This is a genomic window from Agrobacterium tumefaciens (genome assembly GCA_025559845.1).
GTDB lineage: Bacteria > Pseudomonadota > Alphaproteobacteria > Rhizobiales > Rhizobiaceae > Agrobacterium.
Window position 1 is genome coordinate 1,339,690 of sequence record CP048469.1, and the last position, 14,907, is coordinate 1,354,596.

The following is a 14,907-nucleotide window of genomic DNA, read 5'->3' on the forward strand; positions in this document are numbered from 1 at the left end:
ACGGCGCTGAACCAACATCGGTCGTTGCGTTTGATAAGACACATCATTTACGATGGGGCATTGTTGTTTCCAGAGATTGATAGTGACCTTTCCAAGCATGTCTTTCCATCTGCTCGCCCCTGTGGCCATGCTCGTTGGCGCCTATCTCATGGTCCGTTGCATCGCCATGCTGGCACGGGTGATCTTTCCAAAGGTAAGGGTGCGGTTTTCGGCGGGTGAAGCCCCTTGCAAACTGACGATACAGAGGCCAGACCGCTACGTTATCAACGTTCTGATCCCGCCTTTCACCTTCATCACCGGCGTCTCCCATTTCTCCGCCCGGTTTTCCGTCACCACATTTCCCGACAAAGTACCGCTGGATTATCGATCCTACGGACGTTCGCTTTTTCGCGTTCAGAGAACTGATATGGCGGGGAAACAATCCGTGCCGCTCGGCTCATTCGAGTGCACGGCGCCAGGCGAAATCCTGATTACCTGCGACAATCCCGAGACGATACGGCCGAACTATCTGCTGGAAGTGTCTTCCCATGTCTCAGCGCTAAAGCTTGTCGCCCTTATCCTGGCAACGATCATGTCATCGGCCATGACAATCGGCGGCCTCATCATCTCCATCCTATGGATAAGCGGAAAGATCTGAGCGCCTCAGCGCCTTCGGCGGTCACGAAGAGGCCCCCGCTCTGCGCCAGCGCTAGCCGTGTCATTTGATCGCCTGCTCAAGTTCAAGCAAATTGCCCTCGGGATCACGTGCGTAAGCGATCAAGCATGGGCTCTCAGGCGTCCCGAAATCCGTAATTTGTCCGATTTGCGATCCCCCGGCCTCGATTATGCTGGAAAGGGTGCTGCGGATGTCTTCCATCTGAAATGCAAGGTGCCCAAAGCCGGGTTCGTTGACCCTTGGCTCGCCACGATGATGCGTAATTCGATGCTCGTGAATCTCCAGAAAAGGATGTTCCAGTTCAGGGAACTTGAGCCAGATTGTGAGGATTTTAGAGTTGGAAAGCCCATTTCCTCGCGAGACCTTTTCACCAGATAACGTCTTAGGTCCGCGAAGGACTGTGCATTTCATAACGTTCACGTAAAATGCCGCGAGCGGTTCAGCGTTTCTGGCAACCAAGTTGATATGAGCTAGTCTCAACGCGCTTCGCATCCTCGTTTTGTATCAGCTTCGCTGCACGCGGCGAAACAATTCCGCTTTGGGCCAACGCACCACGACGGCCCTGACGCCGGCGAGATTCATCCCAGACACTCACGCTGAAGACCGCTCATGGCGACGCTTTCAGACGTAAGTATCGAAAGTGTCGGCCTCACTTTGAGTGGTGAAGGTGAATGTGACCACTTCACTGTCATCGGGTTGGCGGATGCCAATCGCGGTTACAATCAACCGGGCGATCTCATCCTGAGCTTCACTTCCCGACCGGGACAAATTCACCGTTTTCTCGATGGCCGGTGCGAATACCTCGCTGATGACGCCGAGGCGCATATTGTGTTTCATGATGATATCCCGATCCTCGATGATCGCGGCCTGCTCATCCTTCGGGATTCCGGCATTGTCCATTGCGCTTATCGTGGCATTGGTCGCGAGCTTGATCGGGCCCTCCTCGAGCCACCGCTCAACCATCTGATGGAACTGGCGCATACGCGCAGCGGGAATTGTTTTCTGTACAGTAATCGACATCTGCGTTCCTTTGTCAGCTTCCATGCATACTCGATACCAGTTCCCCGGATAAGGGCCGGCGATCGCACTCATCAAGAACTTGCGTGAGCAGCGTGTAGGGCGTTGCGCAACAAGCTTCAATTGATTTGTGCTGAAGGTCAGTCGCCATGGAATTGGGCGAACCAAACTGCTTACATCATGCAGTGTTTCTGGTTTGAAGGGCCGAATCTAGCGCCTCTTCGGAGTTCAATGGCGGGGTCATGGGGTCGCACAGTTATTGTGCGCTCGCTTCGGTAAGTTTTGCCGAGATCGGAAACAATTTCAATTTCACACATCACTTTGGCCGGAGCAACGATGGAAACCCTTATGGTTGCATCCGCGAACCACGTTGGCGGCATCGCATTTGACTCCATCATTCGCAAAACCGCGCGCCCATAATATTCCTCTGACAGGGCAAAAGCAGGATGATCAGGTGTCTCCGTTGCATGCGTCAGTTTGAGTTGAAGTTGACGTTCGCCGAGGTTGTTGAGTACGGAAACGTACTGGCCTAAAGCCCAGTAGCCATTCAAATCATTGTAACGACTTACAAATGATCCAAGAATGTCATTGCAAATGCCTTGGAACTGCTTTTTCCTGGACATATGAAAACCAGCTCCCTTCGCCACCAATCTGAGGATGTAGACGTCTTCCGGTAGCAGCAACTTTCTCTTGATGGCAAGCTTTCAGTCCATTCGACGCCGCCACGGACAGTTCCACGGTCGTGGCAACCCAGTCATATCGCTAAGCGCCGATGGTAGCCGCCCCTGAGGAGCTACGCCCCACGGTTGAGGCCGAATGGAATTCAATAAACCGCCAGCTACCAACCAAAGGGCGAGTTTTTAGCAACGTAAGTAAGAGATTCGTCACGGAAACCCCATAGGCTCCTCCCCGACAGGAAAAGCGATAGCGGCTATGGTTTTTGGGCATGATGCTTGATTACAACTCACTTTTGATTGCGCTTGCCGTCTCGGCCACGTGTCTTGGGGTGACCCTGCTCGGCAGCTGGTTCGCGCGCCGCTCCGAGACCTTTCTATTGAGCTGTACGCTCGGGCTCGTGCTCATCGTCAGCGGCATCATTACCTACGGCCTTTATGTGGACGATCCTGTCGTTGCGTTCGGCGTGATGTCGTTCATTCTTCTTCACGCGGGCTTCGCGATCATCTGGGGAGCAGGCTGCCAGTTTCGCAGCAACAGATTGCCGCTACGACCCGTTATTGCCTGTGCCATCGCGGCGATGCTTGTCTCTATTCCGCCGCTCGTGATCGGTTACGACGGGATCGCATTTATCGCCCAGAATTCGGCGATTGCCACGATGCTCTTCGCGACCGCATGGCAATATTGGCGCGCGCGCGAGGAAGCGCTGGTTCCCCTCATCGGAATTTCCATCCTCTATTGCCTGACAGGGGTGTCCTTTGTTCTGTGCGCCGCCGTTCTCGTTGCCGATGGAAAGGCCGTACTGGGCGTTGCGCCAAGCAATTGGGCCGAGGATCTCAGTATCGCCATCTGCATCGCCGGGATGACCGGCATCGGCGCCCTTTCACTGGCGCTTCACCAATGGCGGCTCGCGGCGCGGCACCGTCTGGACGCCATCACTGATCCGCTAACCGGTCTCCTGAATCGCCGGGCGCTGTTCGAGCGCTGCGGTCAGCGTATGATCGGACCGGAAACGGCAGTCCTGGTCTTCGACCTCGATCATTTCAAATCCATCAACGACACGTTTGGGCACGCCGCTGGCGACCGCGTGCTGAAAATCTTCGCTGCCGAACTCGCGGCCAACTGTGGAGCCGGTGATACCGCTGCGCGCCTCGGCGGCGAGGAATTCGCTCTGATTTTGAAAGAAGTCATGCCCAATCGCGCCGAAATGGTGGCGGAGGGCATTCGCAAAGCCTTCGCGGATCACAGGATTCACCTGGAAGGCGAAACCCTCACATGCACGGTCAGCGCCGGGGTTGCCTTGGGGCGCTCCGCGCCAATGGATTTCGACGCGATGCTGAGCGCGGCGGACAAGGCGCTCTATATCGCCAAGCGCGCGGGGCGTAACCGGATCGAGGTTGCAAGCCATCTCCACGCTGTATCAACAGGTTCTGCTCGCACTGTCTCATAAGCGACTGCGCATGAGGCGGACGAAGGGTGCGGCGCACTATCGCTGGTCTCGTACTCCACAGAACCGTCAAGCCTTACGGTCAGCACGGACCCCCGTACTCTATGCCAACCGACTTCTTGCGTCTCTGCAGGAATGTGGGTGATGCGGACGCCCGAAGCTGGCGAGCTGGTCGTAGACAAATCGATTTATCGAAATGAGACTGGCCATCCGGGGGGCCGTCGTTCACTCGAAAAGCTGATGACTGCCCTCGCCGAAAGTCAGCCCCCTCACCCGGTCAAAGCGCGAAACAATCGCCGCTCAGGCGTCCTGCAGGAACGCCGTCGGGGTCAGCGCGGTCACCTGCCGGAAGGCGTGGGAGAAGGCGGCGGTGCTGGCGAAGCCGGCCTGGTCTGCCACGCGTGCGATGGGTTCTCCCTCGGCGAGCCGCCGCATGGTCCAGGCGATCCGGGCCCGCTGGCGCCATGCCTTCAGTGTCATCCCGGTTTCTGCGGGAAAGAGCCGGCTTGCAGTGCGAACCGATGTGGCAGCGCGAGATGCGAGTTCGCCGAGGTCCATCAGGTTGGCGTGGTCGGCAAGGGCAAGCTCCGCCACGCGCCTGCCCGTCGGGCTTTTCGGCAGGGGAAGGAATGTCGGTGCATCCTGCATGGCTGTCAGTTCGTGCAGCATCAGCCTGACGATGAGGGATGCCTTTTCCGATTGAGGATCGGCGGCCACGGCTGCATCGAGCAGAGATCGCAGCAATGGCGTAACCCGCGAAGCGAATGCCCGCTGCGGAAAGGCTGAGGGAACCCACTCCCGGATGGCGGATTGCTGCCAATGCACCATCCACAGTTCCGCATCCGTCATGATATCCAGCCGGTGTGAAACACCTGCGGGTATCCACGCCGCAAGCTGCGGAGGCACCAGCCACACGCCCTCATCCGTATGAACCTGCACCATGCCGGAGGCCGCAAACGTCAGTTGCGCCTCATCATGGGAATGAAGCGGCAAGGCCTCTCCACGGCGTTTGATCATGCGGTGAATGGTGAAGGGTAGCGGCAAAACGATTGGCCTTTCCGCGATGCAGGTTGGCGTCACATCGAAGAAATCATCTGTTACCATTTTGCCAATGGACGATCAAGGAAGAGCGCTGATGGGAATGAAGATGCAGGCGGTGGTCATCGCCGAATATGGCTCAAACGATGTCGTGGAGTTCACCGAGGTCGACCGGCCGGAGCCACAGGCGGGCGAGGTTTTGGTCAAGGTTCTCGCCGCTGGCGTCAATCCGGTGGACTGGAAAATCCGCAATGGTGCGGGCCAGCGCATGGGAATGACCCTCCCCATCCATCTCGGCGGCGAGCTGGTCGGCACGATCAAGAAAATTGGAAGCGGCGTCGATGGCTTTTCCAAGGGAGAGACGGTTTTCGGAATGGTCCACACCGGCGCCTTTGCGCACTACGCTGTTATAAAGGTGGGTAACATGGTTCGCGTGCCGGTCGGGCTCGACCCGGTTGAGGCCGCAGCACTGCCGCTGGCCGGTACGACGGCATGGCAGGCCCTGTTCGATGTGGCCGACCTGAAAGCCGGGCAGCGCCTGCTCATCACCAACAGTTCCGGCGGCGTCGGCTCGCTGGCGGTGCAATTCGCCAAGGCAAGCGGTGCCCATGTCACGGCGGTCGGTTCGGCGCGTAACGAAGATTTCGTTCGCAGCCTCGGCGCAGACGTCTTTGTCAACTATACCAGCCAGCCTTTCGAAGAGGTCATCAGCGACATGGACGTCGTGTTTGATACGATGGGTGGCGAGACGTTCGGCCGGGCATTCAAAACCCTGCGCAAAGGCGGCTTCATGGTGACCGTTGTTGCCTTTCCCGATGGCAGCGAAGCCGAACGCTTCGGCGTCAGCGTCAAACGCTCCTTCACCGTGCCAAGCGCGCAAAGCCTCACCTCGATCGTGGAGTTGGTCGAAGCCGGCAAGGTAACGCCGCATGTCCATAACGTCCTGCCGCTTGCCGAGGTCAGGCAGGCACTTGCGCTGTCGGAAAGCGGCCGTGCGCGTGGCAAGATCGTGCTGTCCGTTTCGGATTTAAAAGGAAAGTACCCGATCTGCTGACCGGCGACGGTCATCTCCAGAAATACTGAATCGCGCTTCAAGTCGATGTCAGCTTGATGTCAGGTGTGTTGTCTACCGATATCTTCGTCGGAGCTAATAGAGTTCCGGTCGAGTGCCTGGGAGGAGTATTCGACTGTGAACACGATGGTGACGCTCGTCATCGTCAGGCGTTCACGAAGTCGACAGGCAAATGTTTTGGAGAGGAAAACATTATGTCCTACAGAGACAATTTTTTACACGCTTTACAGACGGTTATCGTTGCGGCGATGGCGACTTTGATGTTCGCTTTTGGAGTTAAGGCCGAGCAGACAGAGCAAAAGTTAAAGAAAACCATCGAAGTAGAACTCGATTATTTGCTCTACTTGCCGAAAGATTACAAAAATCTCGCAGCGACTAACAGCTTTCCGCTGGTTGTTTACCTGCACGGCGGCGGCGCAGAAAGTCTGGCCAAAGTTGGTGAGAATTTTCTGCCCAACCTCATCAACCAAGGCAAAGAATTTCCTTTTATAATGGTGTCTCCGCGCAACCCGCGCGAAGAAGAGTTTTTTCCCCAGGAGCCCCTGGCGACCCTGGTTGAAGACATTGCCTCCACCTACAAGGTCGATCGCGACCGGATTTATCTCGTCGGCAACAGCCGGGGCGCATTCACCGCATTTCAGATGATCCAGAATTATCCGGACACTTACGCTGCGGTCGTCGCCGTGTCCGGCGGCGGCATCGCCCATTACCTCGACCGCGTAAGGGCATGGACACCGTTCTGGGTTTTCCATGGCAACAACGACGAAACCGTGAAGCTCTCCGAGTCCGTCGCGATGGTTCAGAAGCTCAAGGATCTGGGCGGAAATCGTGAAATCCGCTTCACTGTCTATGAAGGCGTTGGCCACTCTCAAGCGGATGATTTGGCGTTTTCGGACCCGTCGCTTTACGAATGGCTGCTCAAACAGACCCGGGTACAACCGAAAGACGTCACTCCAACAGCAAAGTCGACAGATACCGCGGTCAAACCCGCGGCTGTAATCAAGTAACTCTGCGCAGAGTACCGCATGAAGGGGGCGTTTCGCCCCCTTTTATCTATGTGGCGGGCACCGCAAGTTTCAACTGCTGTTCGATCCCGGTAATGTCCCATCCCAGCCGGAAGCCCGGTGCCATTTCACATGCTTGAAACGTCCGCCTGCCCTCACGCCTCATCCAGCGCAAGCGTCAGATCGGCGATGAGATCGTCAGGATGCTCGATGCCGATGGAGAGGCGGATGGTGGATTCCAGCACGCCGATGCGTTGGCGCACATCGGCCGGCACGCCGGAGTGGGTCATGGTTGCCGGGTGCGAGGCGAGCGATTCCGTGCCGCCGAGGCTGACGGCGAGCTTGAAGATTTTCAGCGCGTTGAGGAACTTGAAGGAGGCCGCCTGCCCGCCGACGATATCGAACGAGAAGGTTGATCCTGCCCCCGTGCTTTGCGCCGCAAAGACCTTGCCCACTGGTGAGGCCGGATCGCTGAACGGCAGGTAGTGGATCTTGTCGACCTTGGGGTGAGCCTGCAGAAATTCGGCCACCAGTCTGGCGTTGCTGTCGGCGCGCTCCATGCGGATCTGCAGCGTTTCCAGCGAGCGGCCGAGCATCCAGCAGGAGTGTGGATCGAGTTGCGTGCCGATGGCGCCGCGCAGCGCCTTTACCTGTTTCATCACGTCCTTGCGGCCAAGGGCTGCCCCGGCAATGAGGTCGGAATGGCCGCCGACATATTTGGTCAGCGAATAGAGCGAGATATCGGCGCCGTGCTCGATCGGCCGCTGGAACACCGGGCCCAGAAGCGTGTTGTCGCAGGCTATGATTGGCCGGTGCCCCTGCTTGTCGCCGATCATCTCGGCTATTCGGCGCACCATGGGAATATCGACAACGCTGTTTGTCGGGTTGGCGGGGGTTTCGATGAGAATGACGGATACCCTGCCCTTTTGCATCGCCGCCTCTGCGGCGGCCGTGACCGAGGCCTCGCTGACACCATCGGCAAAGCCCACGGCCGAAACGCCGAAATTGTGGAAGGTCTTTGCCAGCAGCGTTTCCGTGCCGCCATAAAGCGGTTGCGAGTGAAGCACGGTGTCACCCGGCCGCACGAAGGCAAACAGCGTGGTTGAAATGGCCGACATGCCGGAGGAGAACAGCGCGCAGCTTTCGGTGCGCTCATAAACCGCCAGACGATCCTCGACGATCTCGCTGTTGGGATGGTTGAAGCGCGAATAGACAAGGCCAGCGCCCTTGCCCGCCGGAGGCTCCTTGCGGCCGGAAACGTAATCGAAGAAATCGCGGCCGTCTTCCGCCGTCTGGAACACGAAGGTCGATGTCAGGAACACCGGCGGCTTTACCGCGCCTTCTGACAATTCCGGATCGTAACCGTAATTGAGCATCTGCGTTTCGGGGTGAAGCGCGTGGTTGCCGATATGGGTTTTAGACGGATGCGGCGCGGTCATGTCCGGTGTGTCTCCTCAAACAGGCGTTGAACTGAGACGAGGTTACACCCAATCGGGCCGAAATACCTTGCATTCTGCAGCGCTGCTCTGTCTGATGGCGCAATAAATTGCGGGGAACGACCTAGAATGTCGCAGAAAATTGCCGATACGATCGACAGACGCATATTGAAAGAACTGTCTGCCGACGCACGCATCACCAACAACGAACTGGCCGAACGCGTTGGCCTTTCGGCATCGGCCTGCCTGCGGCGGCTTCGCCGGCTGGAGGAAGTTGGGGTGATCAAGGGCTATTGCGCCATCATCGATCCTGCCACCGAAGGCTGGACCATGACGGCACTCGCCTCCATTCGCCTCAGCCGCCAGCATGACGATGAAATCCGCATGTTCGAGACGGCGGTTCTGGACTGGGACGAGGTGCTGGAATGCCACCTCGTCACCGGTTCGCGCGATTACATGCTGAAAGTCATGTGCGGCGGGTTGGAGGATTACGAGCGTTTCATCAAGGAAAAGATCGCCAAGCTGAAATGTGTCGATACCATCGAGACCAGCTTCGTGATGAACACCATCAAGGCCCGCCGCATCTGACTAGCGTGATGCATACTGCTCCAGCTCGGCCAGCGTGAAACGCGGTGTGATGTGCTGCGGGCAGTTCCAGTCAAACGCTTCCACCGTGATGAGCGCCAGACGCTCCACCCTGGCCGGGTAATCCGGCATCGTCAGCCGCTCTGCCAGATCAGGATCTTCGTCCGCATCGATAACCCGCATGTGGCCGAAGATTTTCAGGCGCCGCCGGTGGGCATAATCCATCAGAAACAGCGAGACGCGGTCATTGGCGCTGACATTGCCGGTGGTGATGTATTGCCGGTTTCCGCGAAAATCCGCAAAACCGAGCAGCGTCGGATCAACCGCGGTGAGAAAACCCGTCGGCCCACCGCGATACTGCACGTAAGGCCAGCCGGTTTCCGAGACGCTGGCAAGGTAAAACCCATCCCTGCCCCGGATAAAGGCGGCTTCCGCCGGGCCAAGCCGCTGGCTTTCACCCGTTTCCGCGCCGTTGCGTGCGCCGATCCGCGCCCATTGCTCCGCGCTGCCGTAATGTTCCTGTGCGGCCGCCACGGAAAGTGTTGTGGCGATATTGAGATATCTGCTCATTCCGTTTCATCCTTTCCTGGCCAGTTCATCTCTGCGGGCGGCCGAAGCCGGCCTCAATCCTGCAGGGCCCAGTCCGCCACTTCCCAGCGGGTCTGCCCACGGTCGGAAACGATGCGACCGAGCCCCGGGAAAGGCATGTGCGTGGCAGCAATCAGTGCACCTTCGGCGGCAGCACGCGGGAAAAACCGGTCGCGCATCGCCTTCGCGGCGTCACGATCCTGCTCGAACAGGAAGAACACGTCCGTGGCAGCGGGATGCACCACCGGGAAAATCATGTCCGACACCATGATCATGCTCTTGCCGCCGTCTTCCACCCGTACGCCGATATGGCCGGGCGTATGGCCTGTCAGGTCAACGATCGACACGCCGGGGACGATTTCACGTTCGCCGTCAATCGCCTGCAGCCTGGGGTAAAGGCGCACCACCTCATCCGCCATCTGGAAGCTGGTCTGCAGGTAATCCGGTGCACCGGCGCGCTTGGCCGGGTCGGTCCAGTGCTTGACGTCGCGGCGATCGATATAAAGCTCGGCCTTCGGATAATTGTTCTTGCCGCCGGCAATCAGACCGCCCATGTGGTCCTGGTGCATATGCGTGACGATCACGGCGTCGATCTGGTCGAGCTTCAGGCCAAGCGTGGCAAGCGCCTGCGGCAACTTGCCGGTCTCGCCGATCGAACCTGCCGCCCCGGCATCGATCAGGATGCGGCGTTGGCCATCATCGATCAGATACTGGTTGAACAGGAACCGCACGCCGCTTGGCCGGGCGGTAGACTGGGCGACGGCTGCCTGCTCCACATCGGCCGGGCTGCGGCCGGGAAAGAAGTTGTATGGCATGTCGGCATAACCGTCGGTCAGTGCTGTCACCGTAAAGCGACCGATGCGGATCTGCGCCAGCGGCGTGACGCTGGCCAGCGCCTTTGCGGGTTCCTGCGCTGCAACGAGGCCTGGCAATGCGCTGCCGATCAGCCCACCGCCTAGAAGGCCAAGAGGAAGAGCGCTGGCGAAGGCACGGCGTGAAAGTTGAGGCATGGCGTCTTTCTCCTGATCTTTGAACAATGGGAGGAGCCGTTTGCGTCCCCTCGACGACATGAAGCTATGATATCCATAAACGATGGGGTATCCTGCCATTTCAGGAAGTTTCCTCTCATTTTCCGGAAGGATGAAATGGACCGGTTTGATGCGATGTCGGTGCTGCTGGCGGTGGTGGATGCGGGCAGTCTTTCAGCGGGGGCGCGGCGCCTGCATGCACCGCTTGCCACCGTCAGCCGCAAGGTGGCCGATCTTGAAAAACACCTCGGCGTGCGTCTGGTGCTGCGCACCCGCCGTGGTTTGACCCTGACGGATGAAGGACGCAGCTACGTTGCCGCATCACGGCGTATTCTGGACGAACTGGAAGCGGTGGAGCGTCAGGCAAGCGGCGATTATGGCGCGCTGCGCGGCGGGCTGCACATGACGGCCCCCGTCACCTTCGGCGAGCGCCATATGCTGCCAATCGCTCTGGAATTTCTGAAGGAACAACCGGAAATCAACCTGCGGCTGACATTGGCAGACCGGCAGATCAGCCTTGCGGATGAGCATGTGGATGTGGCGCTGCGCATCGGCCATCTGGCCGACAGCGCGCTGATCGCAACCCGTGTCGGCACCGTGCGCCGCGTGGTCTGCGCCAGCCCCGATTACCTGGCCCGGCGCGGCATTCCGCTGAAACCCGAGGACCTTGCCCAGCATGACGGCATCAGTTTTCAGGGCTTTGCCAGCGCGCCCGAGGTGCGATTCCGCCGCGACGTCTCGGCATTCACCGCCGAGCCCCGCCCCAAACTCGCCGTCAACACCACCGAAGCCGCCATCCAGGCCGCCGTTTCCGGCATCGGCATCATCCGCGTTCTCTCCTACCAGATCGCCGACCAACTGCGCACCGGCGCCCTGCAGGAAGTGCTGGCAGATTACGCCCCAGAGCCCCTGCCGATAAACATCATCTACGCCCCCGCGGACCTCCAGCCACTGAAAGTGAGACGTTTTCTCGACTGGATCACACCCCGTTTGCGGTCGCGGATGGCCGGGTAGTGTTATTCCGCCAAGGGAATGAGATATCGGCATGACCCTCGCGCTCTGCAGTCTATTTCAGACCAGAGCCTCACAAAAAAATGTGCCGCGCCTATCCATTTCTCCCCGTAGTCGTGGTTACAGTACGCACTCCATTCTCTTTTAACCCGCTGAAGTATGAGTGGATGAGCCATGGCTGTAATTCTGAGTACGGATCGACTGTATCTGCGCGAAATAGACGATTCTGACCTCGTTTCATTGGCTGATATCTACGCCGACGATGAGTGTATGAAGTTCTACCCGGGCACAAAGACAGCGGCTGAAACAAAGGCATGGTTTCAGAAACTGGCTTTTGACAGTTACCGGGCGGATGGGTTTGGACTATGGGCGGTCGTTGACCGTCTGACCGAGCAAGTCATTGGTGATTGCGGCATCACGCGACAACAGACGCCGGCAGGTATGGAGCCCGAAATCGGTTATCATCTCTGGCGTGAATTTTGGGGGAAAGGGTTCGCGACTGAAGCCGCAACCGCCTGTCGTGATTACGCCCTTGAGACACTGGGTCTCAACCGGGTCGTCAGCATCACGACGCCCGAAAATATTGCCTCCCAGCGGGTCGCTCAAAGGGTTCACGACCGAAAGGAAATCTATCAGAAACGGTCAGGAGACAGCGGTATCCTGGTGGACCGTTTTCTCTACATCAGCGACAAGAGATAACGGCTTCGTTCCCTTCCACGCTCATCGGATTTCCTGCTTTGAGAGATATGCAGCGACGGTGCGTTGCCGCCGTTGCTGGCAAGGGCGTTGCTCTCGTCAGAAAAGCCTTGGTCACACAGGAATTGAGCAGTGGCCGTCTGGTTCACCTGATGCCGGAAGTCGCCTGGCCGGTGAAGTGGGCTTATTACGCGGTGGCCGCGCCCAAGGCGTTGCGCAGGCTTGAGGTCAGCGCATTTCACGATTGGCTGACGAGGTCGATGAATGTCGGCTCGGAGGGGAACCATCTCCCCTCGGTCGATACCCCCTGACGGGTCACGCCGGGGGGCAAGGCTGTATTCGGCGGGCGCTTCTGTTCCGCCGGTTTTGTTACTTCTTCTTCGCCTGGTCGTGGTGCCATTTGATGGAGAAGAACATGCCCGTTCCCAGGACGAGAATCTTCAACGGAAAGAAGACTATCGGGAACCAATCTACCCAGTCCATTTTGAATACTTTCAGGCTGTTACTGATGCTGTCTGTCGTAGGATCTACCTCAAAACAGCCGCCTCGGCAGCGTCTTTTTCGCTAAAAGCCCTTCTGGCGGCATTATGCCGCAATCACCCCTGCGGACCATGCCGCACGCAGACCGGGGCGACGGGATCATGAAAAAGGCATGTCAGGGAGCGCTCCTCAGACACGTGGCATCGCCTTAATGAAATCGATGAAGGCACGCAGCGGCGACGGTACGAGGCGGCGGCCGGGGTAGTAGAGGAAGGGGCCGGAGAAACTCAGCCACCAGTCTTCCATAACAGGCACAAGCGCTTTGCTCTGGAAATGCGGTTGCAGCCAGTCTTCGAAGAGATACATGAGCCCGAGGCCGGAAATTGCCGCGTCTATGCCGAGATCGGTGGCGCCGCCGGCCTGAACGACGAGGCCGCCGGAGGGCTCTATCGTCAGTACCTCCCCGTCCCGTTCGAACTCCCAGCCGGGAATGGCGCGGCCCGAAAAGCGGCCGCGAATGCAATTGTGCGACAAGAGATCGCGTGGGGTTTTCGGTGTTCCATGCGCGGCGAGATAAGCGGGTGACGCGGCAAGCGCGAAGCGCTGTTCGCGGGGGCCGATCGGCACGGCAATCATGTCCTGCTCAAGCCGCTCGTCATAACGGATGCCGGCGTCGTAACCGCCTTCGATGATATCGACGAAGCTTTCATCCGTGACGATTTCCAGCCGGATATCCGGATAGGCTGCCAGGAATGCTGGCACGATGCGCGGCAACACCAGCCGGGCGGCACTTGCCGGAACATTGAGCTTCAACGCGCCGGCCGGGCGGTCCCGGTGGCTTGTCGCCTGATCGAGCGCAGAGGCGATTTCGGAAAAGGCAGGCCCCAGACGTTCCATCAGCACCCGCCCCGCCTCGGTCGGCAGAACACTGCGCGTCGTGCGGTTGAGAAGCCGCACTCCAAGCTCGGCCTCCAGACGCTTGACCGCATCGCTCAGGGACGACGAACTCGTGCCGCTGATGCGCGATGCCTCGCGAAAACCCCTGGCACGCGCCACCATCAGGAAAGCCTCGACATCGGCCATTTCGCGCATTCAACTCTCCGCCTCACCAGTCGCCTATTGTCCGTCCACACGGACAGCATGTCCGGATCTTACCGGATTGTGACGTTAATGTCAGGCGCTTACCTTGATGGTCGAAACAGGAGACAAAGCCATGACGACCATTGGAAAATCCGGCACATTCATTCTCGGCGACCGCGCTGTAAACCGGCTTGGTTACGGCGCCATGCAGCTTGCCGGAAAGGGCGTATTTGGCCCTCCCCGCGACCGTGCAGAGGCAATTGCCGTTCTGCGCGAAGCTGTCGAAAGCGGCGTCAATCACATCGATACCAGCGATTTCTACGGCCCGCATGTCACCAACCAGATCATCCGCGAAGCGCTTCATCCCTACAGCGACGACCTCGTGATCGTCACGAAGGTTGGTGCCCTGCGCGGCACGGATGCTTCCTGGAACCCCGCCTTTTCGCGGCAGGAACTGACGCAGGCCGTGCATGACAATCTGCGCAATCTCGGCCTCGATGTTCTCGATGTCGTCAACCTGCGCGCCATGTTCGATGTGCACGGTCCGGCGGAAGGCTCGCTCGATGAGCCGCTGGAAGTGCTGGCAGAGCTGAAACGGCAGGGCCTGATCCGGCATATCGGCCTCTCGAACGTCACGGCAAAGCAGATCGACGACGGCAAGGCGATTACCGACATCGCCTGCGTGCAGAACCAGTACAATCTCGCCCACCGTGGCGATGACGCTCTGATAGACAAGCTTGCCGCAGACGGCATCGCCTACGTGCCGTTCTTCCCGCTCGGAGGCTTTTCGCCGCTCCAGTCCTCGACCTTGTCAGATGTCGCAACCCGCCTCGGCGCAACACCCCTGCAGGTGGCCCTCGCCTGGCTGCTGAAACGTTCACCCAACATCCTGCTCATCCCCGGCACCTCATCACGCACCCACCTCAGAGAGAACATCGCGGCCGAGAGCGTTGAACTGCCGGCCGATGCACTTTCGCAACTGGAAAACATGGCGGCGTGAGAGACACAAACCGGGCAGCGCGGGTGATGGCTCGCACCTCTCCGTGCTGTCCGGATAATATGCCCGATTGTGTCGCGGTCCGTTCCTCAGTGACG

The 14,907-nt window shown here is 58.8% G+C and carries 16 protein-coding genes and 2 pseudogenes; 9 read left to right on the forward strand and 9 right to left on the reverse strand.

Annotation, left to right across the window (positions count from 1 at the left end):
- Window positions 1-82: 82 nt before the first annotated feature.
- Entirely contained in the window at window positions 83-637 is a 555-nt protein-coding gene (locus FY156_06685) for a hypothetical protein (GenBank protein ID UXS01199.1), read from the forward strand.
- Between the two features lie 60 nt (window positions 638-697).
- On the opposite strand, the gene FY156_06690 is transcribed toward FY156_06685, so the two are convergent.
- From FY156_06690 to FY156_06700, 3 genes are all read right to left on the reverse strand, one after another.
- Window positions 698-1,135: a VOC family protein gene (locus tag FY156_06690; protein ID UXS01200.1), complete on the reverse strand. Its 438-nt coding sequence runs from the start codon at window positions 1,133-1,135 to the stop codon at window positions 698-700.
- Window positions 1,136-1,276: 141 nt separating this feature from the next.
- Window positions 1,277-1,675, reverse strand: a complete 399-nt coding sequence (locus FY156_06695; GenBank protein ID UXS03047.1) for a hypothetical protein — start codon at window positions 1,673-1,675, stop codon at window positions 1,277-1,279.
- A 170-nt stretch (window positions 1,676-1,845) separates the two neighbouring features.
- Entirely contained in the window at window positions 1,846-2,295 is a 450-nt protein-coding gene (locus FY156_06700; protein UXS01201.1) for a hypothetical protein, read from the reverse strand.
- A gap of 323 nt (window positions 2,296-2,618) precedes the next feature.
- Between FY156_06700 and FY156_06705 the strand changes: the two genes are divergently transcribed.
- The gene (locus tag FY156_06705) at window positions 2,619-3,797 is read left to right on the forward strand and encodes a GGDEF domain-containing protein (GenBank protein UXS01202.1); all 1,179 of its coding nucleotides are present in this window, start codon (window positions 2,619-2,621) and stop codon (window positions 3,795-3,797) included.
- 38 nt (window positions 3,798-3,835) lie between these two features.
- Here FY156_06705 and FY156_06710 read toward each other — a convergent pair.
- A pseudogene (locus tag FY156_06710) lies at window positions 3,836-4,023 on the reverse strand (hypothetical protein).
- Window positions 4,024-4,094: 71 nt separating this feature from the next.
- Entirely contained in the window at window positions 4,095-4,838 is a 744-nt protein-coding gene (locus tag FY156_06715) for a helix-turn-helix transcriptional regulator (GenBank protein UXS03048.1), read from the reverse strand.
- Window positions 4,839-4,941: 103 nt separating this feature from the next.
- Between FY156_06715 and FY156_06720 the strand changes: the two genes are divergently transcribed.
- Both FY156_06720 and FY156_06725 read left to right on the forward strand, forming a co-directional pair.
- Window positions 4,942-5,886, forward strand: coding sequence for an NADP-dependent oxidoreductase (locus tag FY156_06720; GenBank protein ID UXS03049.1), 945 nt, complete (start codon window positions 4,942-4,944; stop codon window positions 5,884-5,886).
- Between the two features lie 212 nt (window positions 5,887-6,098).
- On the forward strand, window positions 6,099-6,911 hold the full coding sequence (locus FY156_06725) for an alpha/beta fold hydrolase (protein UXS01203.1): 813 nt from the start codon (window positions 6,099-6,101) through the stop codon (window positions 6,909-6,911).
- Between the two features lie 152 nt (window positions 6,912-7,063).
- On the opposite strand, the gene FY156_06730 is transcribed toward FY156_06725, so the two are convergent.
- A complete protein-coding gene (locus FY156_06730; protein UXS01204.1) occupies window positions 7,064-8,347 on the reverse strand; it encodes a cystathionine gamma-synthase family protein in 1,284 nt (427 codons plus the stop codon).
- A gap of 126 nt (window positions 8,348-8,473) precedes the next feature.
- On the opposite strand from FY156_06730, the gene FY156_06735 reads away from it, so the two are divergent.
- Window positions 8,474-8,932, forward strand: a complete 459-nt coding sequence (locus FY156_06735) for an Lrp/AsnC family transcriptional regulator (GenBank protein ID UXS01205.1) — start codon at window positions 8,474-8,476, stop codon at window positions 8,930-8,932.
- Here the strand turns inward: FY156_06735 and FY156_06740 are convergent, their stop codons facing one another.
- Both FY156_06740 and FY156_06745 read right to left on the reverse strand, forming a co-directional pair.
- The gene (locus tag FY156_06740; GenBank protein ID UXS01206.1) at window positions 8,933-9,499 is read right to left on the reverse strand and encodes a pyridoxamine 5-phosphate oxidase; all 567 of its coding nucleotides are present in this window, start codon (window positions 9,497-9,499) and stop codon (window positions 8,933-8,935) included.
- 53 nt (window positions 9,500-9,552) lie between these two features.
- The gene (locus FY156_06745) at window positions 9,553-10,527 is read right to left on the reverse strand and encodes an MBL fold metallo-hydrolase (protein UXS01207.1); all 975 of its coding nucleotides are present in this window, start codon (window positions 10,525-10,527) and stop codon (window positions 9,553-9,555) included.
- A gap of 135 nt (window positions 10,528-10,662) precedes the next feature.
- Here FY156_06745 and FY156_06750 point away from each other — a divergent pair, with 135 nt between their 5' ends.
- From FY156_06750 to FY156_06760, 3 genes and pseudogenes are all read left to right on the forward strand, one after another.
- Window positions 10,663-11,559, forward strand: coding sequence for a LysR family transcriptional regulator (locus FY156_06750; protein ID UXS01208.1), 897 nt, complete (start codon window positions 10,663-10,665; stop codon window positions 11,557-11,559).
- 183 nt (window positions 11,560-11,742) lie between these two features.
- Entirely contained in the window at window positions 11,743-12,255 is a 513-nt protein-coding gene (locus FY156_06755) for a GNAT family N-acetyltransferase (protein ID UXS03050.1), read from the forward strand.
- 65 nt (window positions 12,256-12,320) lie between these two features.
- A pseudogene (locus tag FY156_06760) lies at window positions 12,321-12,563 on the forward strand (hypothetical protein).
- Window positions 12,564-12,921: 358 nt separating this feature from the next.
- Here FY156_06760 and FY156_06765 read toward each other — a convergent pair.
- Entirely contained in the window at window positions 12,922-13,824 is a 903-nt protein-coding gene (locus FY156_06765; protein ID UXS01209.1) for a LysR family transcriptional regulator, read from the reverse strand.
- Between the two features lie 121 nt (window positions 13,825-13,945).
- Here FY156_06765 and FY156_06770 point away from each other — a divergent pair, with 121 nt between their 5' ends.
- The gene (locus FY156_06770; GenBank protein UXS01210.1) at window positions 13,946-14,812 is read left to right on the forward strand and encodes an aldo/keto reductase family oxidoreductase; all 867 of its coding nucleotides are present in this window, start codon (window positions 13,946-13,948) and stop codon (window positions 14,810-14,812) included.
- Window positions 14,813-14,907: the final 95 nt, after the last annotated feature.

Bases quoted from the DNA above. Each gene is read 5' to 3' on its own strand.
- FY156_06695 (UXS03047.1), bottom strand. From the start codon at position 1,675: ATGTCGATTACTGTACAGAAAACAATTCCCGCTGCGCGTATGCGCCAG.
- FY156_06700 (UXS01201.1), bottom strand. From the start codon at position 2,295: ATGTCCAGGAAAAAGCAGTTCCAAGGCATTTGCAATGACATTCTTGGA.
- FY156_06705 (UXS01202.1), top strand. From the start codon at position 2,619: ATGATGCTTGATTACAACTCACTTTTGATTGCGCTTGCCGTCTCGGCC.
- FY156_06720 (UXS03049.1), top strand. From the start codon at position 4,942: ATGCAGGCGGTGGTCATCGCCGAATATGGCTCAAACGATGTCGTGGAG.
- FY156_06725 (UXS01203.1), top strand. From the start codon at position 6,099: ATGTCCTACAGAGACAATTTTTTACACGCTTTACAGACGGTTATCGTT.
- FY156_06730 (UXS01204.1), bottom strand. From the start codon at position 8,347: ATGACCGCGCCGCATCCGTCTAAAACCCATATCGGCAACCACGCGCTT.
- FY156_06735 (UXS01205.1), top strand. From the start codon at position 8,474: ATGTCGCAGAAAATTGCCGATACGATCGACAGACGCATATTGAAAGAA.
- FY156_06740 (UXS01206.1), bottom strand. From the start codon at position 9,499: ATGAGCAGATATCTCAATATCGCCACAACACTTTCCGTGGCGGCCGCA.
- FY156_06745 (UXS01207.1), bottom strand. From the start codon at position 10,527: ATGCCTCAACTTTCACGCCGTGCCTTCGCCAGCGCTCTTCCTCTTGGC.
- FY156_06750 (UXS01208.1), top strand. From the start codon at position 10,663: ATGGACCGGTTTGATGCGATGTCGGTGCTGCTGGCGGTGGTGGATGCG.
- FY156_06765 (UXS01209.1), bottom strand. From the start codon at position 13,824: ATGCGCGAAATGGCCGATGTCGAGGCTTTCCTGATGGTGGCGCGTGCC.
- FY156_06770 (UXS01210.1), top strand. From the start codon at position 13,946: ATGACGACCATTGGAAAATCCGGCACATTCATTCTCGGCGACCGCGCT.